At 41.2% G+C, this 403-nt stretch carries 2 protein-coding genes; both read left to right on the forward strand.

Features of this window, described 5'->3' with window-relative positions; translation table 11 throughout:
* On the forward strand, positions 1-189 hold a 189-nt coding region (locus AAEZ22_RS18200), incomplete at its 5' end, for a hypothetical protein (RefSeq protein WP_352298402.1).
* The coding region (locus tag AAEZ22_RS18205) for a hypothetical protein (protein WP_352298405.1) at positions 186-403 on the forward strand (218 nt) is incomplete at its 3' end. The genes AAEZ22_RS18200 and AAEZ22_RS18205, both read left to right, overlap by 4 nt.

The following is a 403-nucleotide window of genomic DNA, read 5'->3' on the forward strand; positions in this document are numbered from 1 at the left end:
GTCATACACATGTACGCTAAGGGCTATATCCAAGAGCCAGACACATACTATGCACTAGGCGGTATTTACAGCATGGGTATTAACACTGCTTGCTGGATTGGTGCGGCCATACTTACTGCCCCCATTAAAACACAGGCATTAATTAATAAGATAAAGTTGATAATTCAACGCAAAGAGATAGCACTATGACCGCTATACTTTTGTTTTTGATGCTTCACTTATTTGCGCTGGTTTCATTTGTATTTAGAGACAAACTAATAGCGGGTATGCAAGCAAACAGTAAAATAGATGATGTGCGCGCTCTGGCTCATTGGGAGTCGATGATTATTGAGTCTAAAACAGCTCATGAGAAAATGGTGTACTTGCGCCTAGCCGATGAAGTAAGAGCCAAGCTTATAAGCGA

The organism is Pseudoalteromonas sp. 20-MNA-CIBAN-0454 (assembly GCF_040308685.1).
Classification (GTDB): Bacteria; Pseudomonadota; Gammaproteobacteria; order Enterobacterales; family Alteromonadaceae; genus Pseudoalteromonas; species Pseudoalteromonas nigrifaciens.